The organism is Rhizobium sp. RHZ02 (assembly GCF_014851575.1).
Taxonomy (GTDB): domain Bacteria; phylum Pseudomonadota; class Alphaproteobacteria; order Rhizobiales; family Rhizobiaceae; genus Rhizobium; species Rhizobium altiplani.
In genome coordinates, this window is sequence record NZ_JACUZX010000022.1 from 1 (window position 1) to 24,091 (window position 24,091).

Below are 24,091 nucleotides of genomic sequence, written 5' to 3' on the forward strand. Positions count from 1 at the left end.
TGATCCTTCGGCACCAGACTGTCGAGCGTCACCATCTCAAGAGCCGTCTGGGTGGGGGCAGGTTTCTTCAACATGTCCCAATGAATCACAAACCCCCAGACGGTGCCAGGGGTTTGTCAGCAATCTGGCGGCGCCCTTGGGGCGCCGTTTCTGCGTTTTTGTGCCGACTGTAGACGGTTAATAATTCCTTCCACCAAGGGGCGAAATTCAAACGGTTTTCCTAAGAGATAGTTGAAATCGCGCTGTTACAAGACCGGCCCGATGGGCTGACTGTGCACTGACATTCTGTTTCTCGGAATTCTCTCATGCGCTCCCAGGCCAACGCCACCGGTCGATGTTGAATCGTCTGGTGCGGCTATGTGATCTGTTCGGGGATGCATGCGCATGAAACACTATCGTCAGGAAACCGGCATGAACCTGATCGCGAATTTCGCGGTCTTGTCGTCGCGCCGCGCGATTTTCGATCTGCCGGTCTGCGACCTAGGCTGGGATGACGCCCTGGTGCTTTTCAATGAACTCCTGTCGATACCGGTCGGGCAGACATCCGTTTCCTTCGTCACCGCGCGCAACATGCTCATGGCGCTGCGCGACAGCGACTATCGCGCCGTTCTTGCACAAAACCTGCTGCTTCCCAATGGTCCAGGTTTCAACATCGCGTCGAAGGTGGCGCATGGCTCGCCGTTCCCTGCCAGCTTGAGGGCCGCCGATTTCGTGCCGGCGCTGCTGACGTTCATGGAGACACCGCGCCGCATCGGCCTTATCGGCACGAACCCTCAAGAGGCTCGCCTGACTGCAGCGAAATTCCGTCGGCACGCGCCATGGCACGAGTTCACCGTCATTTCCGACACCCTCTCCCACACAGAAGGCAGGTCGCGGATCGTAGATCAGATCGACGGGCAAATGCTCGACATACTCGTCGTCGGAGCGCGCACTCCATTTCAGGAAAAATGGATCCAAGAGAACATCCGGGCGGATCACGCTCGCCTAGTGCTTGCTGTCGGCGACCTGTTCGATGTCGTGGCCGGTATGATCCGCCCCGTGCCGAAGATTGTACGGACGGTGGGACTTGAACGCGCCTATCGCTGGACGCAATGGCCGGCGCGCCCTGGCCTTCGTTCCGGCCTGGGCTTTGCTGCCTTCCTGTACTACGCCCTCCGGTACGACGGAACGCCGCATGCGGATACGGAACTGACCGACGCAAGGCCCGCCAGTTAACCTTTTCTTTGCCATGAACTTTTAGTGTTGGTTAACCCGTCCGCTTTCGCGGATGGCTTCGACCGTTCATACGCATGAGATCTGGCGATGTACGACAACAACCCGAGAAGCCAAGCCTTCCGCCGACCTGTGGCGGTCGAGGGCGAGCGTGTGGCGATGCCATCCAAGACCGCGGCCGCGATGCCGGCTGCGGAGGCAGAATTGCTCGGGGTGATCGAGCGTGCGCTCGAGCGGCAGCGGGCCAGCCGTGATGCCGCGGCGCCGCCGCCGCTTGTCAGCCGCATCGAAACGATCCTGGGCAAGCGGCTCGAGGCTGCGAACGATGCAGCGGCTGCCGCGATCGATCCGTCCTCTGTTGTGCCTTCGGAAGTTACATGCGCCACAGAAGCGACAGCGACCCCGAACGTGGCCACGCTGCCTACCGAACACAGTGCACCGAAATCGCAGCGTCTGAAGCCACTTGCGATAGTTGCTCTCATCTCCGCATTGGGCGCGGCGAGCGGTGCCCTGATCCCGGCCGAAACGGCGCGCTATAGCGCTGACGCTGTGTTCGCTGTCCAAGGTGACGGCGAAGGCCGTGCGGCCGTCGCTAAAGCGGCCGAGAAGACGCTTCGGTCTTCCCACGCGATCGCGGCAACGGTCGCTGCGTTGAAACTCGATCGCGATCCGGAATTTTTCGGCCTCTCCTCGGATGCGTTTGCGGTGGCTGTCGACCTGCTTTCGACCGATGGCGCTGCCGCCGATCCGCTTTCGCACGCAGAAGCATCGCTCGTTTCCGCGATCCGCACCACGAGCGACCCTCACGCCGGCACCATCGATTTCAAGGTGACGACCGGCAGCGCCGAGAAATCCGCGCGCATTGCGAACTACCTGGCGTCTGTCGTGACAGGCTCAGGAACCACAAAGGCCGCGGTCGAAGACGGGTCGCTGAAGAAGGCGGCCGACGCGGCGCAACTCGATCTTACGGCCTTCACGCAGAATAGTGGCGAAGGCAACGTGAAGGTTGCCATCGATCTGCAGCGGCAGATCGGGAGCATGGACGCGGAACTGAAGGCAGGGGACGAGCGTGTTGCTGCTGCCCAGGAAAGGGCCCGTCGTCTGAAGGCGGCAAGGGTCGGCGATGTGATTGCCGGTACGCTGGATGCGGACCTCATGTCGCCGACGCTCGTCGATCGCCGCGACAAGTATGTGGCGGCACAACTGTCTCTTTCACAGCTGTCGGCCAATCTCGGTCCCCGCCATCCCCGCTTGCAAGCTCAGCAGGCAGAGGTCGACGGCTTGAAAGCAGCGATCGGTGACGACATCGCCCGGCTGCTCCGCGAAACGACCGACGAGATGAAGCAGGCGACAGTCGAGAAGCGGCAGCTAAGCGACAGTCGCAATGCACTGATTGCGCAAAGCAAGGATACAGGTGTCGACCTGGCGAAACTCGCCGAGCTTCGCGACAAGGCGAGTGCGGCACGCCAGCGCCTTGAGGATGCGATCACGACCGGAGCGGTGACGCCTGGTGCCGGCAGCCTGCGACTGCAGAAGGCGGTGCAGGTCGCCGCAGTGCCGGCGGAGGAGGGCTGGCTCCCCACGTTGCTCGGCGCCTTTGCTGGCCTCGCATTTGGTCTTGCGACAGTGTCTTTCAAAGCGCGCGCCAGGTTCACGGCGTCCGCAAGGAAGGAACCGTCGCTGCCCACTCCCGCCCCGAAGCCGGTTGTCGTCGCGCCATCGGCAGCTGAGCCTGCCGCGATGCCGCAGGAAGTGGACATTATACGCGCGGAGCTCGCCGCTATGCGCGACAGGTTGCGTACCCGGCAGGCGGCATCCTGACCAGCTGCGACACGATTGTTCTTGCATTTGCCATTTTAGGCAGGATAGGGCGTGGACAGGCAAATCGCGCTGGGCGCCACCGGCTACAATGGGCGAAAGCAAGGGCAGGAGATAGTCTTGACGACAGTGATTGATGGCAAACAGGTCGCAGCTTCCGTAGTCGAAACGGTGAAGGCGGCGACATCGGCGCTGGACAAGCAGAGCGGTGTCAAGACGGGTCTTGCGGTCGTGATCGTTGGCAATGATCCGGCCAGCCACGCCTACGTCAACTCCAAGAGCAAGATGGCGAAGGAATGCGGCTTCAAATCCGTCCAGCACACTTTGCCTGTCGAGACCACGCAGGATGAGTTGGCGGCACTCGTCGCGTCGCTGAACAACGACCCCTCGATCCACGGCATCCTTGTGCAACTGCCGCTGCCGAAGCATCTGAAATCCGAACCGATCATCCAATCGATCCTGCCGGAAAAGGATGTCGACGGTCTGCACGTCGTCAATGCCGGCAAGCTTGCAACCGGCGATCTTGTAACGGGCCTGGTATCCTGCACGCCAGCCGGCGCGATGGTCTTCGTGCGCCGCACGCACGGCGAAGATCTCTCCGGCCTGAATGCCGTCGTCATCGGCCGCTCGAACCTGTTCGGCAAGCCGATGGCGCAGTTGCTGCTGAACGCCAACGCGACGGTCACCATCGCTCACTCGCGCACCAAGGATCTGCCCGTTGTCTGCCGCAATGCGGATATTCTGGTTGCCGCCGTTGGCCGGCCGGAAATGGTCAAGAGTGATTGGGTGAAGCCCGGCGCCACGGTCATCGACGTCGGCATCAATCGCATTCCGGCTCCCGAGAAAGGTGAAGGCAAGACTCGTCTGGTCGGGGATGTCGCCTTTGAAGAGGCGGCAAGGGTCGCCGATGTCATTACGCCGGTTCCGGGTGGTGTGGGCCCGATGACCATTGCGATGCTGATGGCCAACACCGTCATTGCCGCCCATCGCACCGCCGGTCAGACACCGCCGACATTCTGATCCTGCCGTGGAGCAGGGCCCGTTGAGGCCCTGACGATCAGCTCGGTCTTCCAGAGCTCCTGCTCCGGGAAGGGCCCTTCCTGCTTGATCGTTCCGATGAGCCGTTGAGCGATGCGCACGCCTGCCGCCCGAAGCGAGGATCGTGTCGTCGTCAGCGGCACCGAGAAGTTCTCGGGCTTCAGATGTGGCAGGACGTCGTCATGCGCGATCAGCGAGATTTCCTCCCCGAGCTTCAGGCCGGCCTGGTTTACGGCGCGGATCGCGCCAAGCGCCAACACCGTACTGGAGCAGAGGATGGCCGTCGGCCGCTCCGGCTTCTGCAGAAAGCGCTCCATTGCGGTCTGGCCAAGCTCGTCCGTCATTGATGTGTGGCTCATGTGATCGTCCGGAAGCGACAATCCCCGCTCGGAAAGTGCGGCAATCATTCCGTTCTTGCGACGGATCGCAAAGTCGAGATGCTCCGGCCCGTTGAGCAGGGCAAAGCGCGTATGGCCGAGCTGAAGCAGCAGGCGCGCGGCATCGTAGAAAGCGCCTTCATTGTCGATGTCGAGGTAGGGATAGTCCGGCTCGGAGCCGAAGGAGCGGCCATGCACGAGGAAGGGCATCGAAAGCGACTTCAGCATCGGTAGTCGCGGATCATGGCCGCGCATATAGGCGACGAACAGCGCGTCGACATTGCCGCTGATCGCAAGCCGCCTCAGCGCGCCCACTTCGTCGTTTGGATCGGCCGGCATGATCACGAAATGAAAGTCGTGGCGCACGGCCTCCTCGCCGAGGCCCGTCAGGAATTCGCCGAAATGGACGTCCGAATAGTGGTCGGGAGCGGTTGGCATTACGAGGCCGATGGAACCGGCCTTGCCGGTCGCAAGCCGCTGGGCCGCCTTGTTCGGACGGTATCCGGTTTCCTTGACGGCCTGCAGCACGCGCTCGCGCGTCGCCTCATTGACTTCGGGGTAGCCGTTCAATGCGCGGCTTACCGTCGTCTGCGACAGTCCAAGCAATTCCGATAGCTGTTTGAGATTCACGTGTTATGCTTCCTCCGCTCGCACTGGCCGCCAGCTCCCAATGGCATCCAAAGCGCTTTCAATTATGTAGCAGCTGCACCGCTTGACTCAAGCAAAATCGCGCCATATTCCCAAGGGTGTGGCGTCGGTACTTCGGGGATAACAGGGCCGCGTCTGCTGCCCTTTTCGCGAAATAGCTTGACTCTTTTCCATCGAAAGTGAAATGAGTGCATTTGTCAAAGCGCTTTGGAACGGCATCCAAATAGTTTCAAAAGTGCGGTTGGGATTGTGATGGGAGGTTGATCACATGAGAAAGACGTTTTTGATGGGTGTTGCCGCGGCGGCGCTTCTTGCTGCGGGTGCCGCGTCGGCTGCCGATCTGAAGTTTGCCCCCGGGCAGGATTCGAAGTTCAACTGGAAGAGCTACGACGACTTCAAGGCTGCTCATGCCGACCTGAAGGGCGAGCAGATGACCATCTTCGGGCCATGGCGCGGTGAAGACGAAGCCTTCTTCCGCAGCATTCTGGCCTATTTCACCGAAGCGACCGGCGTGGACGCCAAGTACTCGTCTTCGGAAAACTATGAACAGCAGATCGTCATCGACACGCAGGCCGGCTCGCCGCCGAACATCGCGATCCTGCCGCAGCCGGGCCTTCTCGCCGACCTCGCCGGCAAGGGCTTCCTGACGCCGCTCGGCGATGAGACCTCTGCTTGGGTCAAGGAAAACTATGGCGCCGGCGACAGCTGGGTTGGCTATGGCACCTACAAGGGCAAGGACGGCAAGGAAGCCTTCTACGCCTTCCCATACAAGGCCGACGTGAAGTCGCTTGTCTGGTATGTGCCGGAGAATTTCAAGGAAGCAGGCTACAAGGTCCCGACGACCATGGAAGAGCTCCATGCCCTGACGGACCAGATCGTCAAGGACGGCGGCGTGCCGTGGTGCATCGGCCTCGGCTCCGGTGGTGCGACCGGCTGGCCGGCAACGGACTGGATCGAAGACATCATGCTGCGCCAGCAGAAGCCTGATGTTTACGACAAGTGGACGACCAACGAAGTGAAGTTCACCGATCCGGCCGTCGTTGCCGCGATCGAGGAATTCGGCTCCTTCGCCAAGAACGAGAAGTATGTCAGCGGTGGCGTTGCAGCCGTAGCCGCGACCGATTTCCGCGACAGCCCGAAGGGGCTCTTCGGCGTGCCGCCCAAGTGCTATCTGCATCACCAGGCTTCGTTCATTCCGTCCTTCTTCCCAGAAGGCACGAAGCTCGGTCAGGATGCCGACTTCTTCTATATGCCGACCTATGCGGCACATGCCGACCTCGGCAAGCCGGTTCTGGGCGCTGGTACGCTCGTAACCGTCACGAAGGACTCCAAGGCCGCCCGGGCGTTCGTTGAATTCCTGAAGACGCCGATCGCACACGAAGTCTGGATGGCGCAGTCCAGCTTCCTGACGCCGTACAAGGGCGTCAACACGGCAGCCTATGCAAACGATCAGATGAAGCGGGAAGGCGAGATCCTGACGACTGCGACGACCTTTCGCTTCGATGGTTCCGACCTGATGCCGGGCAAGATCGGCGCGGGCGCATTCTGGACAGGCATGGTCGATTTCGTTGGTGGCAAGTCTGCTGAAGACACCGCCAAGGAAATTCAGGGTGCCTGGGACGCGATCAAGTAACATCGCCTGAGTTCCATGCCGTCGGTTGCGGCGGCATGGTTGAAATACATGGCCGGATACTGGGAGTGTCCGGCCACTGTCGCCTGTCGCGTCGAGCGATGGCGGCGTGACGACATCGGCGCGCATACCCGTCAGGACAGACAGGGTAGCAGGGGGAGGGACGAATGCTGTCGCAGATAGTTTCCGCTTTGGGGGTCGTGGTCGTGGCGGTCTTCGCCTGCTCGGCCTACTTCTATTTTTCCAACAAGATCCTGGATTGGTCCCTGCCGGTGAAGGATGGTGACATCCATTCCGCAGCGCGCAACCTGAATCGCCGGGCGATGATCCGCCCGTGGCTGTTCATCGGGCCGGCCCTTCTCCTCCTTGTCGTCTACCTCGTTTATCCCGTGGTCGCGACGCTGATCCTGTCCTTCTATGATCGCTCCGGTGAGCAGTTTGTCGGCTTTGCGAACTATCAGTGGGCTTTCACCGACCGCGAATTCCGCCAGTCGATCTTCAACAACATCCTGTGGCTGGCGGTCGTGCCGGCGGCCTGCACCTTCTTCGGCCTCGTCATCGCCGTGATGACCGACCGCATCTGGTGGGGCAATATCGCCAAGAGCATCGTCTTCATGCCGATGGCGATCTCTTTCGTCGGCGCATCGGTTATCTGGAAGTTCATCTACGAATACCGCGGCGGCAACGATGTGCAGATCGGCCTCCTCAACGCGATCGTCCAGCTGTTCGGCGGGACGCCTCAGGTATGGATCTCGGTTCCCTTCTGGAACAACTTTTTCCTGATGATCATCCTCATCTGGATTCAGACCGGTTTTGCGATGGTAATCCTGTCCGCGGCGCTCCGCGGCATCCCTGAGGAAACCATTGAAGCCGCCGTCATCGACGGCGCAAACGGCTGGCAGATCTTCTGGCGCATCATGGTGCCGCAGGTCTGGGGTACGATCGCCGTTGTCTGGACCACGATTACCATTCTCGTGCTCAAGGTCTTCGACATCGTGCTGACCATGACCAACGGTCAATGGAATACGATGGTACTCGCCAACCTGATGTTCAACTGGCTGTTCCGAGGCGGTGGTGACTCCGGCCGAAGTGCTGTTATCGCGCTGATCATCATGCTGGCCGTGACGCCGATCATGGTCTGGAACGTCCGTCGCGCCAATCGCGAGCTGGGAGGCCACTGAGATGACGCTTACCCGAGATTTCTTCAAGATCGGCCCCGCCCGTCTCTTTGTCCACTTTGCGGTCCTCGTGATCGTCGTTCTGTGGCTGATCCCGACGCTCGGTATCTTTGTCAGCGCGTTGCGCGACAAGGACCAGCTCGTCGTCTCCGGCTGGTGGACGGCCTTTGCGGGCTCGTCACGCACCGTTGCCGTGCGCCTTGGACAGCCCGACCAGCAGAAGCAGGAAGGCGCCATTTACGTCATTTCGGGCAATGTGCTGGAAGGACAGCAGGGGCGCTCCATCCGCGCTTTCGGCACGCGCGTCCAGCAGCCGTCCGCCTACAAGGCGGGCGAGACGGCTGATCTCGGCGACGGCGTGTCGCTCACCGTCGCAGCCGACGGCAACTATCGCTATATGAAGTATGCCGCCTTCGGACCGGATGACGGCGGCCGCCGTGTCTACATTTCCGTTGCCACGCCGCCGGAATTCACGCTGCAGAACTACAAGAACGTTCTGACCAGCGAGGGTATCGGGCAGTCCTTCATCAACTCGCTGACTGTCACCATCCCGGCCACGATCATCCCGATCCTGATTGCCGCCTTCGCGGCCTACGCGCTGAGCTGGATGGAGTTTCCGGGGCGCGCGTTGCTGATCGCGCTTGTTGTCGGCCTTATCGTCGTGCCGCTGCAGATGTCGCTCATTCCGCTTCTGCGACTTTACAACGGCATCGGCGCACTGCTCGACGCTCCGTCGAAGACCTATCCCGGCATCTGGTTCGCGCACACTGCCTTCGGCATGCCGCTCGCAATCTATCTGCTGCGCGCCTACATCGCCGGTCTCCCGAGGGAAATTATTGAGTCCGCCCGCGTCGACGGCGCCAGCGATTTTGAAATCTTTACCCGTATCGTACTGCCCTTGTCCTTCCCCGCGCTCGCATCCTTTGCGATCTTCCAGTTCCTGTGGGTGTGGAACGACCTGCTTGTCGCCATGGTCTTCCTCGGCACCGACAGGGACCACCTCGTGCTGACAGGCGCGCTGAACGCGCTGCTCGGGTCACGGGGTGGCAACTGGGAAATCCTGACGGCCTCGGCCTTCGTCACCATTGTCGTACCGCTGCTCGTGTTCTTCGGCTTGCAGCGCTATCTGGTGCGTGGTCTGCTCGCGGGCTCGGTCAAGGGCGGTTAGCAACCCAAGACGATCGAACAGGAAACATGAGCATGGCATCCCAATCCATTTTGACGGCCGACAAGGACTGGTGGCGCGGCGCGGTGATCTATCAGATCTATCCGCGCTCCTACCAGGACTCCAATGGCGACGGCATCGGCGATTTGAAGGGGATCACCGCCCGGCTGCCGCATGTCGCCGCCCTCGGCGCCGACGCGATCTGGATCTCGCCTTTCTTCACTTCGCCAATGCGCGATTTCGGCTACGATGTCTCCGACTACGAGAACGTCGATGCCATTTTCGGCACGCTGGTGGATTTCGACACGCTGATTTCAGAGGCCCATCGCCTCGGCATTCGCGTGATGATCGACCTCGTCATCTCGCACAGCTCGGACCAGCATCCCTGGTTCGTCGAGAGCCGATCCAGCAAGACCAACGCGAAGGCCGACTGGTATGTCTGGGCTGATGCCAAGCCTGATGGCACGCCGCCGAACAACTGGCTGTCGATTTTCGGCGGTTCCGCATGGGCGTGGGATCCGACGCGCATGCAGTACTACATGCACAACTTTCTGACCTCGCAGCCGGACATGAACCTGCACAATCCCGAGGTTCAGGACCGGTTGCTTGATGTCGTCCGCTTCTGGCTGAAGCGCGGCGTCGATGGCTTCCGCCTCGATACGATCAACTTCTACTTCCACGACAGGGAACTGCGCGACAATCCGGCGCTCGCCCCCGAGCGCCGCAACGCTTCAACCGCTCCGGCGGTCAATCCCTATAACTTCCAGGAGCACCTTTACGACAAGAACCGGCCGGAGAACCTGGAGTTCCTGAAGCGGTTCCGCGCCGTGCTCGAGGAGTTTCCGGCGATTGCTGCCGTCGGCGAGGTGGGCGACAGTCAACGCGGTCTTGAGATCGTCGGCGAATACACGTCAGGCAATGACAAGATGCATATGTGCTATGCCTTCGAGTTCCTGGCGCCCGACCCCTTGTCGCCCGAACGCGTCGAGGAGGTGATGGAAGACTTCGCGGCCGCGGCACCCGATGGCTGGGCCTGCTGGGCGTTTTCCAACCACGATGTCATGCGCCATGTCAGCCGCTGGGGCTCGCTGGTCGCCGATCACGATGCATTCGCCAAGCAGTATGCGTCGCTCCTGATGACGATGCGCGGTTCCGTCTGCCTCTACCAGGGCGAGGAACTCGGCCTGACCGAGGCCGATCTCGCCTATCAGGACCTGCAGGATCCCTACGGCATCCAGTTCTGGCCGGAATTCAAGGGCCGTGATGGTTGCCGCACGCCGATGGTTTGGGATAGCCAGGTCGCCCAGGGCGGCTTCTCGACCGTCAAACCGTGGCTGCCGGTTCCTGTCGAACACATCCTGCGCGCCGTCAGCGTCCAGCTGGCCGACGAGAACTCGGTCCTCGAGCACTATCGCCGCTTCCTCGCCTTCCGCAAGCTGCATCCGGCCTTTGCCAAGGGCGAGATCGAGTTCATGGAACCGCAGGAGGACGTGCTGATTTTCGTGCGCGAGTACGGCAACGAAAAGCTGCTTTGCGTCTTCAACATGAGCGCTACCGAAAGTGCCGTCGTTTTGCCTGCCGGTGACTGGCAGGCGTTGACGGGCCACGGCTTCGTCAGCAATAACTACGGTGAGAAGATCGATATTCCGGCATGGGGAGCGTACTTCGCTCGTCTCGCCTGACGACTTGAGGAGGAGGATTTAATGACTGGACTGACGCTCAAGGATATTCGCAAATCCTACGGTTCCGTGGACGTTCTCCACGGCATCGATCTGGAGATCAAGGAGGGCGAGTTCGTTGTGTTCGTCGGTCCTTCGGGCTGCGGAAAATCCACCCTGCTGCGCATGATTGCCGGCCTGGAGAACATTACCGGTGGCGACATGTATATCGATGGCCAGCTGGTCAACGATGTGCCGCCGTCGAAGCGCGGCATCGCCATGGTGTTCCAGTCCTATGCGCTCTATCCGCACATGACGGTCTACGACAACATGGCGTTCGGCATGAAGATCGCCGGCGAAAACAAGCAGGAGATCGATCGCCGTGTTCGTGCGGCGGCCGACAGTCTTCAACTCGGCAAATATCTCGATCGCCTGCCGAAAGCGCTCTCCGGTGGTCAGCGCCAGCGTGTTGCCATCGGCCGCGCCATTTGCCGCAATCCGAAGGTCTTCCTCTTCGACGAGCCGCTGTCGAACCTCGACGCAGCTCTCCGTGTCGCGACCCGCATCGAGATCGCCCGCCTGAGCGAGCAGATGGCCGGCACGACAATGATCTACGTCACGCACGACCAGGTCGAGGCGATGACACTTGCCGACCGCATCGTCGTTCTTTCCGCCGGCAACATTGAGCAGGTGGGCGCACCGCTGGAGCTCTACGAGCGTCCGGCCAATCTCTTCGTCGCCAAGTTCATCGGCTCTCCGGCCATGAACGTCATTCCGTCGACGATTACCGAGGCTGGCAACTCAACGACGGTGACGCTGACCGGCGGCAAGTCCGTAACGCTAGACATTCCGACGGCGGGCTCTGAGAAGGGCAAGACCGCGAGCTTCGGCGTTCGCCCCGAGGATCTACGCATCGCCGGTGCCGGCGACGACTACCTCTTCGAGGGCGAAGTCTCGATCGTCGAAGCGCTCGGCGAAGTGACACTGCTCTACATCGAGGGTCTCGTTCCGGGCGAGCCGATCATCGTCAAGCTGCCTGGCATTTACGATATCAAGAAGGGCCAGAAGATGCACTTCTCGGCCGACCGCTCCAAGCTGCATCTTTTCGATGCGGAAGGGCGCACGTATCGTAAATAAAGTTGCCTCGTTGCGAACGAGAAAAATCAGGCCCGGGGACCGCGATGTGTTGCCCGGGCTTTGTTATGTATTTGATCGAAAACGGGTTTATTCTTGCAGGTTCGCTGCGGCGTTCAGTGTGTATAGCGTGCCGGATCGAAACTACTCTCACCTTCTGTTAAACATCGCCAGCTAGTATTTCCTCATTGAATATCGAAGGGAATACGGCGGTGGCAGCATCGAATCCAATGCCTTCCGGGCAGCACTTTCTAAATAAGGAGGAATCCTTCATGTACGACCGCGAAGTGCGGTTCAAAATGGAGGATACGATGAATGCCGCACGCATCGAATATACTGAGAAGGGCGTCATGCACATGGCGTCCCGGCGTTGCGATATCATTCGCATTTCGAAGAGCACGGCCGTCCTCGCGCTCCTCACCCAGTACGCCCTTCCGAAGCAGTTCTATCTCGATATCCCGGATGCACGCATCACCAAGATCGGCTGCATGCTAACGCGGGTGAATGCCAACAACACGATCGAAGTTCGCTTTCTGCGCATGCTAAATGATAAGGAACTCAACAAGATCTTCGTCTACAGCACACACCCGGCACACCGCGATCGCGTGCTCGACATCCGCGGCTGACTTCGCCAAGCATCAAAAGCAAAGCCCGCGAGTTTCCTCGCGGGCTTCGTTGTTTCTAGAGCGGGCTATTGCCTCAATGGAAGAGGACGCTGGCCCCGCGATCCGAAGGACCGACGGCGCGGCGGAAGGGCGAAAACAGCTCGCGGCCCATGCCGAATTCGTTCTCGGAAAGATCGGCAACCACGGACTCGCGTTCCGCCAGATCGGCAGCATCGACCAGAACCTCCAGCGTGCCGGCGATCGCGTCGAGGCGAATGATGTCGCCGTCCTTGATGCGAGCGATCGGACCACCATCGACAGCCTCCGGCGTCACGTGGATTGCAGCCGGAACCTTGCCCGAAGCGCCGGACATACGGCCGTCGGTCAGAAGTGCCACGCGGAAGCCGCGATCCTGCAGCACGCCGAGTGGCGGCGTCAGCTTGTGCAGTTCCGGCATGCCATTCGCCTTCGGTCCCTGGAAGCGAACGACGGCGATAAAGTCCTTGTTGAGCTTGCCTTCCTTGAAAGCGTCCTGCAGTTCCTGCTGGCTGTGGAAGACGATGGCCGGCGCTTCGATGACGTGGCGGTCCGGCTTGACTGCAGAGATCTTGATGACGGCCTTGCCGATATTGCCGCGAAGCATTTTCAGGCCGCCATTGGCCTGGAAGGGGGTTTCGATATTGGCAAGCACCTTCGGGTCGACACTCTTTTCCGGTGCCGGTTCGCGCACGATCGTGCCGTCGTCACCGAGGCGGGGATCGATCGTGTAAGCCTGCAGGCCATGGCCGAAGACCGTACGAACGTCGTCATGCACCATGCCGTGCTTGAGCAGCTCCTTGATAAGGAAGCCCATGCCGCCGGCGGCGTGGAAGTGGTTCACGTCGGCAAGGCCGTTCGGATAAACGCGCGCCAGCAGCGGCACGATCTCGGATAGCTCGGCAATATCCTGCCAGGTCAGCTGGATGCCTGCTGCCCGCGCCATGGCGACGAGGTGTAGCGTGTGGTTCGTCGAGCCGCCGGTCGCGTGCAGGCCGACGACGCCGTTGACGATAGAGCGCTCATCGATCATCTCACCGGCCGGCGTGTATTCGTTGCCCTGGGCCGTAATCGCCAACGCACGCTTGGCAGCTTCGCGTGTGAAGGCTTCACGCAGCGGAGTGCCTGGATTGATGAAGGAGGAGCCGGGCATATGGAAGCCCATAATCTCCATCAGCATCTGGTTCGAATTCGCCGTGCCGTAGAAGGTGCAGGTGCCCGGACCGTGGTAGGACTTCGACTCTGCTTCCAGCAGTTCGGCGCGGCCGACCTTGCCTTCGGCATAAAGCTGGCGCACGCGTGACTTCTCGTCGTTCGGCAGGCCCGACGTCATCGGACCGGCCGGCACGAAGATCGCCGGCAGATGCCCGAAGGAGAGGGCGGCGATGACAAGGCCGGGCACGATCTTGTCGCAGACGCCGAGGAAAAGCGCGGCATCGAACATATTGTGGGAGAGGCCCACGCCGGCAGCCATGGCGATCAGGTCGCGCGAGAACAAGGAAAGCTCCATTCCCGGCTGCCCCTGGGTGACGCCATCGCACATGGCAGGAACACCGCCGGCGACCTGCGCGATGCCCCCGGCTTCCGCTGCCGCCTCGCGGATGATCGCCGGATAATGCTCGAAGGGCTGGTGCGCGGAGAGCATGTCGTTGTAGGAAGTGATGATGCCGAGGTTTGGCACGCGGTCGCCTGCAAGCGCGTCCTTCTCGGCGGGGGAACAGACCGCAAAGCCGTGCGCGAGGTTGGCGCAACCGAGAACCGAGCGGCTTACACCCTTGGAGGTCGCATTGCGCAGGCGCTCCAGATAAAGTCCGCGTGTCGGCTTCGATCGTTCGACGATGCGGGAGGTGATCGCAGAAATGCGTGCATTAGCGGACATGGGAGGTATCCTGCCTTGTTTGCTCTTCAGTTTTTCGTTCGCGGCTATCTGCCCGAAGGCTTATCGAGCCCAGTAGATTTCGACGGGGCTCGCCGCCCGCCGCAAAATGGCGCGGATCGGCATCTCTGCCTCGTCGCCGGCGCTCTGCGCTTTCGTCAGGACGTCCTTCTTGCTCTCGCCTTCGATGTGAAGCACGAGCAGCTTTGCATCCTGAAGGCTGGAGAAGGTGAAGGTGAGCCGCGGCTCGCCCGCGCCCTCCGCCTCCATGGTGATGATACCACGCGGCGTGTTGGGGTCGAGCGCGACCTTCAGATTGCTGCCGCGCGGAAAGAACGAGGCGGTATGGCCGTCGCCACCCATTCCGAGGATCGCCACATCGAAGGGATTGCCGATCGTGGCCGTCGCGCTCGTCGCAAGCCTCGCAGCCTCCTCGACCGAGCCTGCTGCCTGGTAGAGCGGCAGGAAGTTTGCAGCCTTCGCCTTGTTCCGCAGGAGGTTTTCGGCCACCAGCAGATGGTTCGAGCGCGGATTGTTCGCCGCTACGAAGCGTTCGTCGACGAGTGTGATGGTCACTTTGGTCCAGTCGAGATCGCGGGCCGAAAGCTCTTGGAAAAACAGTTTCGGCGTCGAGCCGCCGGAAACGGCAAAGGTTGCCGCTCCCCGTGCGTCGATTGCCGCGGAAAGCGACGCAGCGACTTTGTCGGCAAGGTTGCGAGCCAGTTCCGCGCCATTGGCAAAAGCATGCATCGTCGCTGCCATCGTTCTTTATCCTACAGGTTGTCGTGCCAGGTGCGGCCGTCACGCTCGATGAGCGCGATCGACTGGCTGGGGCCCCAGGTGCCGGCGGTGTATCCCTGAACCTTCTGGCCGGTCGAATCCCAACCCTTCAAGATCGGGTCGACCCACTGCCATGCGGCCTCGACTTCGTCGCGGCGCATGAACAGCGTCTGGTTTGAACGAATGACGTCCATCAGCAGCCGTTCATAGGCGTCCGGATTGCGGACCTGGAAAGCGTCGGCAAAGCTCATGTCGAGCGAGACGTTGCGGAGGCGCATGCCGCCCGGGCCCGGATCCTTGATCATCAGCGACTGCTTGACGCCTTCATCAGGCTGCAGGCGAATGATGAGCTGGTTCTGGTTGATACGGCCGGCGGACTGGTCGAAGACCGAGTGCGGGATCGACTTGAAGGTGATGACGATTTCCGACATGCGGCCGGCAAGACGCTTGCCGGTACGGATGTAGAAGGGAACGCCAGCCCAGCGCCAGTTGCCGATTTCGGCCTTGATGGCAACGAAGGTTTCGGTGTTCGAAACGCCGCCTTCGAGCTCCTCAAGGTAACCCTTGACCGGACCACTGCTGGAAGCGCCGGCGCGATACTGGCCGCGAACGGTATTGGTCTCGACGTTCGATGCATTGATCGGCTTCAATGCGCGCAGCACCTTCAGCTTCTCGTCGCGGACGGCCTCGGAGTCCATCGAGGAGGGGACCTCCATCGCGACCAGGCAGACGAGCTGCATGATGTGGTTCTGCACCATGTCGCGCAGCGCGCCAGCGGTGTCATAATATCCGGCGCGGCCTTCGAGGCCGACCGACTCGGCAACCGTGATCTGCACGTGGTCGATATGGTTGGCGTTCCACAGCGGCTCATAGAGCGCATTGGCAAAGCGCAACGCCATCAGGTTCTGCACCGTTTCCTTGCCGAGATAGTGGTCGATGCGGAAGATCTGCTCTTCCTTGAAGACCTTGCCGATCGTGTCGTTCAGCTGCAGGGCGGAAGCAAGGTCGCGGCCGATCGGCTTTTCAACGACAATGCGCGTCGACTTGGTGATCAGCTTGTGGTCATGAATTTTCTGCGAGATGTCGCCGAAGATGCCCGGAGCAACGGCGAGGTAGAAGGCGCGCACGCGATCCTTGCCTTCGTCCAGAAGCTTCTTGAGCTGATCCCAGCCGGCATCCGAACGCGCATCCACCGGCACGTAGTACAGGCGCTGCAGGAACTTCGTAACCTCGGCCTCGTTGTATTCGCCCTTCTTGAGGTGCTCCTTCAGGGCGTCCTGGGCAAACTTGCGATATTCCTCGTTCGTCAGCGGGCTACGCGACGCGCCGATGATACGGGTCGGTTCGGAGAACTGCCCCTCGATCTGACGATGGTAAAGGGCAGGCAGCAACTTGCGTTCCGCAAGGTCGCCGCTGCCACCGAAAACGACATAATCAAAGGGTTCAACGGGGATGGTTTGGCTGCTCATGAGGATGTCTCTCAATCAGACGGGTTATTGGCTCTTTAATCTAATCGATTTAAAAAAGCCAGTGTGCGATGCAATGAATCTCTCGGAAAGAGGTTTTAGATCGAATTGCCGCGCGATGAAATCCGCAATCTGACTAAAACTTGTCGCGCAGTGCAAACCAGGAGAGCGCCAGGAAAAGCAGCGGCGCGCGCATGGCCGCACCCCCGGGAAAGGCCGGAATATCGAGCGACTTGAAAAGATCGAGATCCGCCGATTTTCCCAGAACCGCTTCGGCATAGAGCTTTCCGCAGTAATTGGCGAGCATGACACCATGACCGGAATAGCCGCCGATCGACGTCACGCCAGGCATGACCTCGCGCACAAAAGGCTGACGCGGCATGGTGATGCCGACCGAACCGCCCCAGGCATGCGTGATCTCGATGTCCCGAAGCGCCGGGTAAATCTCGGCGATCTGCCGGCGGATGTGCTGCGTTATGTCGCGCGGATTGTCGGCCGTATAGGCTTCGCGCCCGCCGAAGAGCAATCGTCCGTCCTTGGACTTGCGGAAGTAGCGCACGACAAAGCGCGAGTCGGCCACGGACTCGCCGCCCGGCAGCACCTGCGGATGCGCGTCGAGCGGCACCGTGGCGCCAATGAAGGAGCGGATAGGCATCACGTGACTTGCCGTCACCGGCTCGAGATTGCCGACATAGCCGTTGCAGGCGATCAGCGCCCTGTCGGCAGTGATCGTGCCCCTTGGCGTCTCGATCAACACCTTGCTGCTGCCATGAAGGATCGCCGAGGCCTTGGTCATCTCGAAGATCTGCGCGCCGGCATTGGCGGCAACCCGGGCAAGGCCGATCAGCAGCTTCAGCGGATGGATGTGGCCCGTCCCGATGTCGCGAACGCCGCAGTGGTAGCGCGTCGAGCCGAGCCGTTCCTGCGTTTCGGCTTTGTCCATGAAGCGCACATGCGGATAGTTGTAGCGCATCGCCGCGATCTCGGCGTTTTCGTAGTAGTCGGCCCTGTAGCTCGGCTTGTGTGCAACGTTCATCTGCCCCGGCATGTAGTCCATGTCGATCTGATAGTCGGTCGCGAAATCCATGAGATGGTGCTTGGCCGCCTCGGCGAGATCGAACAGCGCGCGCGAACGCTCGTAGCCGATCTTTTCCTCAAGCTCTTCCGGCCACCAGCGTTGCCCGGTGCCGAGCTGGCCGCCGTTGCGCCCCGAGGCGCCGTCGCCGAACCGGCACGCCTCGATGAGAACCACCGAGACGCCGGATTTGGCGAGATTGTAGGCGGCCTGAAGGCCGCTGTAGCCGCCGCCGACGATTGCGACGTCGCATGTCTTCGAGCCGTCCATTTCCGGGTAGGTCGGCCGCTCGCCTGATGTTGCCTGATACCAGGAAATGCCGGGCGCAATCGGGCTCTGCCATCTCTCCTGCGATGTCATGATGAAGCCCTCCCTAAACATTCAGCAGAAGGAATTCGCGCTCCCAGGGGCTGATCACCTGCATGAAAGTTTCGAATTCCCCGCGCTTCACACCGGCGTAGATGCCGAGGAACTCCTTGCCGAACACTTCCTCGAAGGCTTCCTCGTCTTCCATCAACGCGACTGCTTCCAGAAGGCCGCGTGGCAGTTCGATCGAGCCCTCGTTTGCCGTATCCTCTGTTGGTGCTGTCGGCTCGATGCCCTTCATGATGCCGAGCAGGCCCGATGCGAGCGAGGCGGCGAGCGCAAGGTAAGGGTTGGCATCCGAACTCGGCAGGCGGTTTTCGACGCGCCGTGCCTGCGGATCGGATACCGGGACGCGGAACGCCGTCGTGCGGTTGTCATAACCCCAGGCATTGTTGACGGGCGCCGACATGTCAGGCGTCAGCCGCCGATAGGAGTTCACATAGGGCGCCAGCATCACCATGGAACTCGGCACGTATTTCTGCAGGCCGCCGATGAAATGGAAGAACTCACGAGAGGCGGAACCATCAGGGTTGGAGAAGATGTTCTTGCCGGTTTCCTGGTTCACGACCGACTGGTGGATGTGCATCGCCGAGCCCGGCTGTCCCTGCATCGGCTTGGCCATGAAGGTGGCATAGATGCCGTGCTTCATCGCCGCTTCGCGGATCGTGCGCTTGAACAGGAACACTTGGTCGGCAAGTTCGATCGGATTGCCGTGGCGCAGGTTGATTTCCAGCTGCGCCGGGCCTTCTTCGTGGATCAGCGTATCGATCTCGAGACCCTGCTTTTCCGAGAAATGGTAGATGTCGTCGATCAGTTCGTCGAATTCGTTGATGCCGGCGATCGAATAGCCCTGACCCCCGAGGATCGAACGGCCGGAGCGGCCCTTCGGCGGATGCAGCGGATAATCCGGGTCATCATTCTTCGCCACGAGGTAGAACTCGATCTCGGGCGCCACGATCGGCTTCCAGCCGCGATCGCCATAGAGTTTCAGCACGCGCTTCAGAACGTTTCGCGGCGTGTAGGGGACCTCTTCCCCATCCACGCTAACGATATCACAGATCACCTGCGCCGTCGGGTCGGTTTCCCAGGGGACGACCGAAAGCGTCGAAAGGTCAGGCACCAGCTTCAGGTCGCTGTCGCGCGGCTCGTAGCGGAAGCTTTCCGTCTCGTCCGGATATTCGCCGGAGATGGTGTGACGGTAGATCGCCGAAGGCAGCGCAAGCGAGGTGTTTGACGTGAACTTGGAACTCGGCATCATCTTGCCGCGCGGCACGCCGGCAAGATCCGGCGTAATGCATTCGATGTCTTCAATGCCGCGCGCCCGTAAGAACTGCGCTGCTTCCTTCCAGTTTTCCACGCCGCGCTGATGTCCGGGGTCCGGGGGTGTCTTCTTCGAGGCAGGTACGTTTCTGGCAGGCTTCAGCGTCGTCTTTTTTGGGGACATGACACACCGGTTTGCGTTGATCGTGACGGCATCATAGCTGGAGTTTGGCAATTGGCGAGGGGGAGGCACGTTGACTTTCGCCTCTTGATGGAAAAAGAAGATGCCTTTCGACAAGGGAAGTGGTTTTGCAGCGAAAAAGCGATGTGATCGTCATCGGCGCGGGCGCAGCCGGCATGATGTGCGCCATTCGCGCCGCTCAGCGCGGCCGCTCGGTCATCGTTCTCGACCATGCGAAATCGCCGGGCGAAAAGATCCGCATCTCCGGGGGGGGGCGCTGCAATTTCACCAACATTCACGCCGGCCCGAAGAGCTTCCTCTCCGCCAATCCGCATTTCTGCAAGTCGGCGCTGGCGCGCTTCACGCCTTCGGATTTTATTGCCATGGTCGATCGTCATCGGATTGCCTGGCGCGAGAAGACGCTTGGGCAGCTGTTTTGCGACGACAGCGCCAAGGACATCATCCGCATGCTTCTCGATGAGATGCAGGCTGCCGGAGCGGCGTTGCATCTGCGCACCGAGATCGCGGACGTGGAAAAGAGCGGCGAAGGCTTCCGCATCTCGACGTCGGAGGGGGCATATGAATGTCGCTCGCTGGTGATCGCGAGCGGCGGCAAGTCTATCCCGAAAATGGGTGCCACGGGCTTTGCCTATCGCATTGCTGAGCAGTTCGGCCTTCCCATGGTGGAGACGCGGCCTGGACTTGTGCCGCTGACCCTGGATCAGGCGACGCTCGAAAGCCTTTCCGACCTGCCGGGCATATCGGCGCCAGCCGAAATCCGTCACGGCAAGACAGCATTCCGCGAAGCCCTGCTGTTCACCCATCGCGGCCTCAGCGGCCCTGCGATCCTGCAAATCTCCTCCTACTGGCGCGAGGGCGAGGACATCACCGTCGACATCGAGCCCGATGTCGATCTGTTCGAACATCTGAAGGCGGCGAAAAGGGTGAATGGCCGGCAGTCCGCTCAGACGGCGCTGGCCGAGATACTCCCGAAGCGGCTGGCGCAATATCTGGCCGACCGAGAAGGCATCGTCGGCCATATGGCCGATCTTTCCGACAAGGTCCTGGCGCGTTTGGCCGAAGCGGTACAAAGCTGGAAAATCAAGCCGTCCGGCTCTGAGGGCTACAGGACTGCCGAAGTGACGCTCGGCGGCATCGATACGACGGGGCTCGACTCCCGTACCATGGCGGCGAAGAGTATTCCGGGCCTCTATTTCATCGGTGAATGTGTCGACGTGACCGGCTGGCTCGGCGGCTATAACTTCCAGTGGGCCTGGGCTTCGGGCTTCGTCGCCGGTGAATCTTTATAGGCGCGAAACTATCTGCTCGATTCAAGAGTTCTTAAGAAGGGTGCGCCATCCTGCCTCATGACGGAATGGAAAAGCACTTCCTAAATAGAGCTTTACCAACAGGTCGTTTTGTTGGATTGTTGTGTCAGAAATGAAGTGAGGTTCTGCAAAATGAACAGGAACGCACGACGCGCCCGCGCCATTGCAATCGCTCAAGCCAAGCCCGACAACAAGCTCGTTGCCGCACGCTACTTCGTCCTCTCTGCCAGTGCATTGGCCGCCGTGGCCGCTCTCCTCCTCGCACGTTGGTTCTGACACTCCCGATCTCGGATCTGTGAGCATCGGCCGCATTCGGGCCGCCGGCCATCTCTGGGCCAAATCGATTTGACCACCGCTAAAATCGATTTGATTGCGGCTATCCGTAATTTCCGCTTATCCGAAAATTAAGACATCCTCTGCAAAACTTGCTCGATGATTTTTTGGGCGCTTCCGCGTTGGCGTGAGGCGAACCGGCAATGACTGCCGACCGGGCCTCGCCGTCCGGGACTCCAATGTTCCAATAAAGCAGCTCGATGCACTCGGTCGGCGCCCCGCCAGGCGGCCGGCGGGAGGAGTGGTGTATGGAAGGCCGGAACCGCTATGTTGATTGACAAGTTTCTTTCCCGTTTCAAGATCAAGACCAAGGTCCTGATCTTTGTATTGCCCTTCGTCGTGAGCATTTCTGCCGTCGGCCTGACCGGCCTCTATGCTTCGGGCATGCTGCAGGGACGTATGGAAATCTCCAACAGCGTCCTGCAGTCGCTCAGCGGGTTCAAGGATCTCTATGGCTCCATGGACGACTTCCTGCAAATGACCAGCCAGGAAGCGCGTGACAAGCTTTACGGGGACATCAAGACGCAACAGGGCACGCTGAACGCCACGCTGAAGCAGATCGGCGACAATGGCGGTCGCGACAACCTTCTTGCCGCCATCGACGGTACCTCGGGAATTTCCGACACCGTGGGCAAGCTCTGGACCCTGCACGAGCAGGAGCTCGCCCTTCGCAAGTCGATCGATGACGCGCAGAAGGTGATGATTACCAGCCGCTTCAACGTCAACTACGATGCGCAGCAACTCGAGGAAAACATCCGCAAGGATGAGGGCAACGCCACTGCAACGCTGCGCGCCGCCGACCGCCTGCTGAAGGGCGGTGATACCCTTGCGGCCGTCATGGCCGACTTCAACAAGGCCCAGCTGCCGGCTGACAAGCTGAAGGTCGTCACGGACGCCATTCCCGCTATCGCAAAGGCGCAGCGCCTGATCGAGATTTCGGTCCCCGCGAACCAGAAGAGCATGACACAGTCGCTGTCGCAGACGATCAGCGACGTGAAGGCGCAGGCAACGGCGGCCGATGCCGGCACCGACGAGGCGATCGCCAATCTCGGGCGACTTGTCTCCCGCTTCCGTCAGATGTCGACCTATACCCAGCTGACGGCAACGCAGATGATGCGCGCAGCGACGACGACCTTCGTCGAGCTCGACAGCCGTATCGCGCAGACGAACTCTGTTCTCGAAGACACGCGCCGTCTGGAGAGCGCGATCTACTCGCTGCAACTCGTGCTCGGTGAGTTCGCTGCCAAGCCTGGCAAGGAAAATCGCGTCCGCCTGCATCAGGAGATCGCGACGCTCGGCACCAACCTAAACACGCTGCTCGCCAGCGCGAAGGGCATGAATTTCGCGGAAGACATCGTCGCGGCAATGTCGCCTGCCCTTGCCTCCATGGATAAGGATGCGCAGAGCCTGGTCGACACGATCAACCAGCGCGTCACCGACTACGCATCCGCTCGCCAGCAGCTTGATGCCGTCTGGGGGCAGCTCACGACGTTTGCCGAATTGCAGAAGAAGAGCGCCGGTGCCGAGCGCACCCAGGCAAATGGCATCTCCGTGCTGACGACGGGCCTCGGCATCCTGGTTTCGATCATCGGCGGCATTGCCCTTGTCCTGACGCTGCAGCGCCCGATCGGCCAGATCACCGCCGCGATGCGCCGCATTGCCGATGGTGCGCTCGACACCAACATCTCGGGCGACCAGCGGTATGACGAAATCGGCGACATTGCCCGCGCGCTTGGCATCTTCAAGGAAAATGCGATCTCCAAGATCCGCATTGAGGAGCAGAGCGAGGAAGAGCGCGTCGCGGCCGAGCATGAACGCCAGCGCAACGACGCCGAGAAGCGCGAAATGGACCGCCAGATCGAGTTTGCTGTCAATGCGCTTGCCTCCGGTCTCGAGCGCATGTCGCAGGGTGATATTTCGACCACGATCGACACGCCGTTCATCGGTCGCCTCGAGCAGCTCCGCCAGGACTTCAACGGTTCGATGATGCGCCTGCAGGCCACCATGAGCCAGATCCGCGACAACGTCGAGATGATCCAGGGCAACGGCAACCAGATGGCTCAGTCTGCTGAAGACCTCTCCAAGCGTACTGAGCAGCAGGCGGCTTCGCTGGAGGAAACCGCCGCTGCCGTTGACCAGATCACTGTCACGGTCCGTTCTTCGGCCGAGCGGGCCAAGGACGCCGATCAGATCGTGCGTCAGGCAAAACGCAGCGCCGACGACTCCGCAGTTGTCGTCAGCAACGCGATCGACGCAATGGGCCGGATCGAAGCGGCGTCCCGGCAGATCGAACAGATCATCGGCGTCATCGACGAGATCGCATTCCAGACCAATCTGCTGGCTCTGAACGCCGGCATCGAGGCAGCACGCGCCGGTGAAGCCGGCAAGGGCTTCGCCGTCGTCGCCATGGAAGTGCGTGAATTGGCGCAGCGCTCCGCTGCCGCGGCGCAGGAGATCAAGGGTCTCATTAACAAGTCGACCACCGAAGTCAGCTCCGGCTCGCAGTTCGTGCAGGAGACCGGCACGGTGCTCGCGAAGATCAGTGCCCAGATCGTCACGATCAGCCAGCATGTCGAAACGATCGCCCGCGCGAGCCATGATCAGTCGAGCGCACTTGGTGAAGTCAACGCGACGGTCAACCAGATGGACCAGATGACGCAGCAGAATGCGGCCATGGTTGAAGAGACGACGGCAGCAAGCCGCGAGCTTGCGGTCGAGGCGGATTCACTGCTGCGGCTCATCCAGCAGTTCAAGATCGACGGCGACATGCAGGCGAGCGTCTACCGCGCGGCATAAGACGACGACCAAAACAAGCGCTTGGAAGGCCCCGGTATACCCGGGTTCTTCTGTTTTTCCGAATATCGGCCGCGTCTTTTTAAGTTTTCGACGATTATCAATTTTTTGAAGATTTTCTTTAAATTTTCGCA

18 protein-coding genes are annotated in these 24,091 nt (G+C 60.7%); 12 read left to right on the plus strand and 6 right to left on the minus strand.

From position 1 onward, the window contains the following. Window positions 1-411: 411 nt before the first annotated feature. The 3 genes from IB244_RS23660 (at window position 412) to folD (ending at window position 4,050) form a co-directional block, all read left to right on the plus strand. Entirely contained in the window at window positions 412-1,215 is an 804-nt protein-coding gene (locus tag IB244_RS23660) for a WecB/TagA/CpsF family glycosyltransferase (RefSeq protein WP_192305928.1), read from the plus strand. 87 nt (window positions 1,216-1,302) lie between these two features. After that, window positions 1,303-3,033, plus strand: coding sequence for a succinoglycan biosynthesis protein (locus tag IB244_RS23665; protein WP_192305884.1), 1,731 nt, complete (start codon window positions 1,303-1,305; stop codon window positions 3,031-3,033). A 117-nt stretch (window positions 3,034-3,150) separates the two neighbouring features. Beyond that, window positions 3,151-4,050, plus strand: a complete 900-nt coding sequence (gene folD / locus IB244_RS23670) for a bifunctional methylenetetrahydrofolate dehydrogenase/methenyltetrahydrofolate cyclohydrolase FolD (protein WP_192305886.1) — start codon at window positions 3,151-3,153, stop codon at window positions 4,048-4,050. Here the strand turns inward: folD and IB244_RS23675 are convergent. After that, complete coding sequence (locus IB244_RS23675) at window positions 4,029-5,075, minus strand: LacI family DNA-binding transcriptional regulator (RefSeq protein ID WP_113470055.1); 1,047 nt, start codon at window positions 5,073-5,075, stop codon at window positions 4,029-4,031. The two genes, folD and IB244_RS23675, sit on opposite strands and share 22 nt — an antisense overlap. A gap of 286 nt (window positions 5,076-5,361) precedes the next feature. Between IB244_RS23675 and IB244_RS23680 the strand changes: the two genes are divergently transcribed. From IB244_RS23680 to IB244_RS23705, 6 genes are all read left to right on the plus strand, one after another. Then, window positions 5,362-6,726, plus strand: coding sequence for an ABC transporter substrate-binding protein (locus tag IB244_RS23680; RefSeq protein WP_113470054.1), 1,365 nt, complete (start codon window positions 5,362-5,364; stop codon window positions 6,724-6,726). Between the two features lie 164 nt (window positions 6,727-6,890). Next, window positions 6,891-7,904 carry a carbohydrate ABC transporter permease gene (locus tag IB244_RS23685; protein ID WP_018856820.1) on the plus strand — a complete coding sequence of 338 codons (1,014 nt, stop codon included), beginning with the start codon at window positions 6,891-6,893 and terminating at the stop codon, window positions 7,902-7,904. Between the two features lies 1 nt (window position 7,905). Then, entirely contained in the window at window positions 7,906-9,069 is a 1,164-nt protein-coding gene (locus IB244_RS23690; RefSeq protein WP_018856821.1) for a carbohydrate ABC transporter permease, read from the plus strand. 26 nt (window positions 9,070-9,095) lie between these two features. Beyond that, window positions 9,096-10,748 (plus strand): alpha-glucosidase family protein, encoded by a 1,653-nt coding sequence (locus IB244_RS23695; RefSeq protein ID WP_192305888.1) that lies wholly within the window; start codon window positions 9,096-9,098, stop codon window positions 10,746-10,748. Between the two features lie 21 nt (window positions 10,749-10,769). Continuing rightward, window positions 10,770-11,861, plus strand: a complete 1,092-nt coding sequence (locus tag IB244_RS23700) for an ABC transporter ATP-binding protein (RefSeq protein ID WP_018856823.1) — start codon at window positions 10,770-10,772, stop codon at window positions 11,859-11,861. 269 nt (window positions 11,862-12,130) lie between these two features. Then, window positions 12,131-12,484 (plus strand): hypothetical protein, encoded by a 354-nt coding sequence (locus IB244_RS23705; RefSeq protein ID WP_018856824.1) that lies wholly within the window; start codon window positions 12,131-12,133, stop codon window positions 12,482-12,484. A 73-nt stretch (window positions 12,485-12,557) separates the two neighbouring features. Here IB244_RS23705 and edd read toward each other — a convergent pair whose 3' ends face one another. The 5 genes from edd to IB244_RS23730 form a co-directional block, all read right to left on the minus strand. Further along, window positions 12,558-14,378, minus strand: coding sequence for a phosphogluconate dehydratase (edd, locus tag IB244_RS23710; protein ID WP_018856825.1), 1,821 nt, complete (start codon window positions 14,376-14,378; stop codon window positions 12,558-12,560). 60 nt (window positions 14,379-14,438) lie between these two features. Next, on the minus strand, window positions 14,439-15,137 hold the full coding sequence (gene pgl, locus IB244_RS23715; protein ID WP_192305890.1) for a 6-phosphogluconolactonase: 699 nt from the start codon (window positions 15,135-15,137) through the stop codon (window positions 14,439-14,441). A gap of 11 nt (window positions 15,138-15,148) precedes the next feature. Continuing rightward, entirely contained in the window at window positions 15,149-16,624 is a 1,476-nt protein-coding gene (gene zwf, locus IB244_RS23720) for a glucose-6-phosphate dehydrogenase (protein WP_062375911.1), read from the minus strand. Window positions 16,625-16,757: 133 nt separating this feature from the next. Next, window positions 16,758-18,056 carry an NAD(P)/FAD-dependent oxidoreductase gene (locus tag IB244_RS23725; protein ID WP_192305892.1) on the minus strand — a complete coding sequence of 433 codons (1,299 nt, stop codon included), beginning with the start codon at window positions 18,054-18,056 and terminating at the stop codon, window positions 16,758-16,760. 13 nt (window positions 18,057-18,069) lie between these two features. Beyond that, window positions 18,070-19,506, minus strand: a complete 1,437-nt coding sequence (locus tag IB244_RS23730) for a glutamine synthetase family protein (protein ID WP_025659508.1) — start codon at window positions 19,504-19,506, stop codon at window positions 18,070-18,072. 125 nt (window positions 19,507-19,631) lie between these two features. On the opposite strand from IB244_RS23730, the gene IB244_RS23735 reads away from it, so the two are divergent. From IB244_RS23735 to IB244_RS23745, 3 genes are all read left to right on the plus strand, one after another. Then, window positions 19,632-20,813: an NAD(P)/FAD-dependent oxidoreductase gene (locus IB244_RS23735; protein ID WP_192305894.1), complete on the plus strand. Its 1,182-nt coding sequence runs from the start codon at window positions 19,632-19,634 to the stop codon at window positions 20,811-20,813. A gap of 150 nt (window positions 20,814-20,963) precedes the next feature. Next, window positions 20,964-21,107, plus strand: a complete 144-nt coding sequence (locus tag IB244_RS23740; RefSeq protein WP_018856831.1) for a hypothetical protein — start codon at window positions 20,964-20,966, stop codon at window positions 21,105-21,107. 324 nt (window positions 21,108-21,431) lie between these two features. After that, window positions 21,432-23,960, plus strand: a complete 2,529-nt coding sequence (locus IB244_RS23745; RefSeq protein WP_018856832.1) for a methyl-accepting chemotaxis protein — start codon at window positions 21,432-21,434, stop codon at window positions 23,958-23,960. The last annotated feature ends 131 nt before the right edge of the window (window positions 23,961-24,091 follow it).

What these genes read in the sequence shown, in the direction of transcription:
- IB244_RS23665 (WP_192305884.1), top strand. Translation starts at nt 1,303, where the DNA reads ATGTACGACAACAACCCGAGAAGCCAAGCCTTCCGCCGACCTGTGGCG.
- IB244_RS23700 (WP_018856823.1), top strand. Translation starts at nt 10,770, where the DNA reads ATGACTGGACTGACGCTCAAGGATATTCGCAAATCCTACGGTTCCGTG.
- IB244_RS23660 (WP_192305928.1), top strand. Translation starts at nt 412, where the DNA reads ATGAACCTGATCGCGAATTTCGCGGTCTTGTCGTCGCGCCGCGCGATT.
- zwf (WP_062375911.1), bottom strand. Translation starts at nt 16,624, where the DNA reads ATGAGCAGCCAAACCATCCCCGTTGAACCCTTTGATTATGTCGTTTTC.
- pgl (WP_192305890.1), bottom strand. Translation starts at nt 15,137, where the DNA reads ATGGCAGCGACGATGCATGCTTTTGCCAATGGCGCGGAACTGGCTCGC.
- edd (WP_018856825.1), bottom strand. Translation starts at nt 14,378, where the DNA reads ATGTCCGCTAATGCACGCATTTCTGCGATCACCTCCCGCATCGTCGAA.
- IB244_RS23685 (WP_018856820.1), top strand. Translation starts at nt 6,891, where the DNA reads ATGCTGTCGCAGATAGTTTCCGCTTTGGGGGTCGTGGTCGTGGCGGTC.
- IB244_RS23725 (WP_192305892.1), bottom strand. Translation starts at nt 18,056, where the DNA reads ATGACATCGCAGGAGAGATGGCAGAGCCCGATTGCGCCCGGCATTTCC.
- IB244_RS23740 (WP_018856831.1), top strand. Translation starts at nt 20,964, where the DNA reads ATGAACAGGAACGCACGACGCGCCCGCGCCATTGCAATCGCTCAAGCC.
- IB244_RS23690 (WP_018856821.1), top strand. Translation starts at nt 7,906, where the DNA reads ATGACGCTTACCCGAGATTTCTTCAAGATCGGCCCCGCCCGTCTCTTT.
- IB244_RS23695 (WP_192305888.1), top strand. Translation starts at nt 9,096, where the DNA reads ATGAGCATGGCATCCCAATCCATTTTGACGGCCGACAAGGACTGGTGG.
- IB244_RS23745 (WP_018856832.1), top strand. Translation starts at nt 21,432, where the DNA reads ATGTTGATTGACAAGTTTCTTTCCCGTTTCAAGATCAAGACCAAGGTC.
- IB244_RS23705 (WP_018856824.1), top strand. Translation starts at nt 12,131, where the DNA reads ATGTACGACCGCGAAGTGCGGTTCAAAATGGAGGATACGATGAATGCC.
- IB244_RS23730 (WP_025659508.1), bottom strand. Translation starts at nt 19,506, where the DNA reads ATGTCCCCAAAAAAGACGACGCTGAAGCCTGCCAGAAACGTACCTGCC.
- IB244_RS23680 (WP_113470054.1), top strand. Translation starts at nt 5,362, where the DNA reads ATGAGAAAGACGTTTTTGATGGGTGTTGCCGCGGCGGCGCTTCTTGCT.